The organism is Allobosea sp. CER48 (assembly GCF_044752385.1).
Lineage (GTDB): Bacteria > Pseudomonadota > Alphaproteobacteria > Rhizobiales > Beijerinckiaceae > Allobosea.
The window spans coordinates 1-2,604 of sequence record NZ_JBIWYK010000429.1; the positions used below are offsets into that span (position 1 = coordinate 1).

The following is a 2,604-nucleotide window of genomic DNA, read 5'->3' on the forward strand; positions in this document are numbered from 1 at the left end:
GACACGCAAAGCGCCGGGCGACAGACAGTGGATGAGTCGCGCCATCACCCGCAACGACACGGGCGTCCATTTCAACGGACCCGGCAACGAGCACGGCCGCTTCGATTTCCGGGAGGCGCTCGGCGGCATTTCCTGTCCGGTCCTCGTCATGGCCGGAGACAGGGATCCGATCACGCCGATCGCCTTCAGCGAAGAGATCGCAGCCAGCCTCCCGCCCGAACGAGTCGAGCTTCGGCGCTTCGCCGATTGCGGCCACGGCATCGTCGCCGATGACCGCGAGGGCGCCTTGCAGGCAATTCGGGATTTCATCCTCGATTGATCGGGACTGTCTGGTCACAACAGGAGCCTGAGCGCCCCGGCTTCTGCCGGGCGACCTCGACGAAGCCGGCCCGCCGCAACACGCTTTCCGGGCCCACATAGAGCCCCTCGGCGCTGCGTTTCTCCTCGTTGTCCATGGCGGCGGCTTCGATCAGCCGCGCCCCATTTCGGCGGGCGAAATCGACGGCCCCTTCGATCAACGCGTCACGCCCTTGCCGCGAAAACCCTTGCGCACGAAGAAGCACGAGGCAGCCCAGTTGCCGGTGTCCTCCGCCGGCGCATCCGGCAGCGGCGAGGAAGCGCGGCGCGGATTGTTCCACTCGGGCACATGGGCTCGCGGGCCGACCTGCAGCCAGCCCACGGGCTGATCGCCGGAATAGGCCAGCACACCGGGCGGGGGCCCGGACTTCACCCGCTCCTCGAACAGCTTCCGCGCGCCCTCGCCGAGCAGCGGCTTGCGCAAGCGCTGCGGCATGCGGAAATGATTGCACCAGCAGCCATAGCAAGGCCCCTGCGGACCGAACAGGTCCTCCAGATCGCTCCAGCGCTCCGGCGTCAGCGGCAGAACCAAAAAATCCGCCCGGTCCATATCAGCCTCCCGTTCAGCCCTTGTGCGAGACGGGTAGACAGCGAGCCGACATCGGCAGATCACTGTGCGCCACAGCCGGAGGCCAGCGCCATGTCGCTCGAAGTCTATGCCGCCTATCTGCTCGCCTGCATCGTTATCATTATCGTGCCCGGCCCCACGGTCACGCTGATCGTCGCCAACAGCCTGAAGCACGGTACCCGCGCCGGTCTCCTCAACGTGGCAGGAACGCAGGCGGGGCTTGCGGTCATGGTCGTCATCGCCGGCATCGGGCTGAGTTCGGTCATCGCCGCGCTCGGCCACTGGTTCGAATGGATACGGCTGGCGGGCGCCGCCTATCTGATCTGGCTGGGCTGGAAGATGTTCCGTTCGGCCGGCACCGGCCTGGACGGCGCGCCGCCCGCCAGGCCGCCGCGCGGCGGCTTCCTCCTGCAGGGCGCACTCGTCGCGCTCAGCAATCCGAAGACGCTGTTGTTCTTCGGCGCCTTTTTCCCGCAGTTCCTCGATCCCGCGCGCGACCATACCACCCAGATCGTGATCATGGGCGCGACGGCTCTCGCTTTCGCCGCGCTCAGCGACGGGGCCTATGCGCTGCTGTCCGGACGCGCAGGCCATCTGCTCTCGCAGCGGCGCGTCCGGCTGCTGTCGAAGCTCAGCGGCGGCTTCCTGGTTGGCGGCGGGCTCTGGCTCGCCTCGACGCGGGCCAGCTGAGCCGGCGCTCTCGCGACCTTACCAGGCGATCTTCTCGCCGGTGTAGTCGCGGAAGCTGTTGGTCTCGGCGATGCCGGAGGCGTCGATCGTGCGGATCAGTCCGCCGGCGCTTTCGGCCGGAGTGATGTCGGCGCCGCTGCCACCCATATCGGTCTGGACCCAGCCGGGATGGAACAGCATCACAGTGACATTGCGCTCGCGCACGCTGTTGCCGAACACCACCATCGCCATGTTCACCGCGGCCTTCGACGAGCGGTAGATCAGCGCGTTGCCGGGATTGGCGGCGATCGAGCCCATCCGGCTCGAGATCGTCGCGATCCTGCGGCCCTGCCCGGCCTCGATATTGGGCAGGAAGGCCTGCGCGACCCGGATAGGCGCGTAGACATTGACCTCGAAGACCTCTCGCCATTCGTCGAAATCGACGTCCAGCCCGGTCTGCCGGTCGCGCGGGCCATAGAGGCCGGCATTGTTGAGCAGCACGTCGATGGCGCGGCCGGCCAGCGCGTTCCTGGCTGCGGCAACGCTCTCGTCCGAGGTGACATCGAGCTCGACCGGCGTCACCGCGCCGGGATGCGCAGCGGCGAGTTCGCCGAGGGCCCCGCCCCAAGGGTTGCGCGCCGCGGCGATGACATGGTCGCCCCGGCGCAGCAGTTCGATCGTGAGCGCGAGCCCGATGCCGCGATTGGCACCGGTGATCATCCAGGTCTGGGGCATGGGCGTTCTCCGTGAAGGAGACTGGAGGTAGGGCTTTGCGGCTCCTATTTCCAGATCGATAGTCACGTCCACGCGTCCGGAAAGGCTGGCCTGATGACCGAGCAGCAGATTCGCTTCAACGACGGTGCCGCCTATGAGGAAATGATGGGCAAATGGAGCCGTCTCGCCGGGGATGTGTTCCTGGACTGGCTCGCCGCGCCCGCCGGCCTGCGCTGGGCCGATATCGGCTGCGGCAACGGCGCCTCGACGCAGCTCATCTTCGAGCGTTGTGCGCC

5 protein-coding genes and 1 pseudogene are annotated in these 2,604 nt (G+C 67.4%); 3 read left to right on the forward strand and 3 right to left on the reverse strand.

What is annotated here, in order from left to right; all coding sequences use genetic code 11:
* Positions 1–319: alpha/beta fold hydrolase (locus tag ACIPIA_RS13890; RefSeq protein ID WP_400510397.1), on the forward strand; the 319-nt coding region annotated here is incomplete at its 5' end.
* Here ACIPIA_RS13890 and ACIPIA_RS13895 read toward each other — a convergent pair.
* On the reverse strand, positions 306–518 hold the full coding sequence (locus ACIPIA_RS13895; protein ID WP_400510398.1) for a hypothetical protein: 213 nt from the start codon (positions 516–518) through the stop codon (positions 306–308). The genes ACIPIA_RS13890 and ACIPIA_RS13895 overlap by 14 nt on opposite strands.
* Positions 515–907, reverse strand: coding sequence for a hypothetical protein (locus ACIPIA_RS13900; RefSeq protein ID WP_400510399.1), 393 nt, complete (start codon positions 905–907; stop codon positions 515–517). Before ACIPIA_RS13900 ends, ACIPIA_RS13895 begins: the two co-directional genes overlap by 4 nt.
* A gap of 90 nt (positions 908–997) precedes the next feature.
* Here ACIPIA_RS13900 and ACIPIA_RS13905 point away from each other — a divergent pair, with 90 nt between their 5' ends.
* Entirely contained in the window at positions 998–1,615 is a 618-nt protein-coding gene (locus ACIPIA_RS13905; RefSeq protein WP_400510401.1) for a LysE family translocator, read from the forward strand.
* Positions 1,616–1,633: 18 nt separating this feature from the next.
* On the opposite strand, the gene ACIPIA_RS13910 is transcribed toward ACIPIA_RS13905, so the two are convergent.
* On the reverse strand, positions 1,634–2,329 hold the full coding sequence (locus ACIPIA_RS13910) for an SDR family oxidoreductase (RefSeq protein WP_400510402.1): 696 nt from the start codon (positions 2,327–2,329) through the stop codon (positions 1,634–1,636).
* Between the two features lie 93 nt (positions 2,330–2,422).
* Between ACIPIA_RS13910 and ACIPIA_RS13915 the strand changes: the two are divergent.
* Positions 2,423–2,604, forward strand: a pseudogene (locus tag ACIPIA_RS13915) (SAM-dependent methyltransferase); the annotation flags it as partial.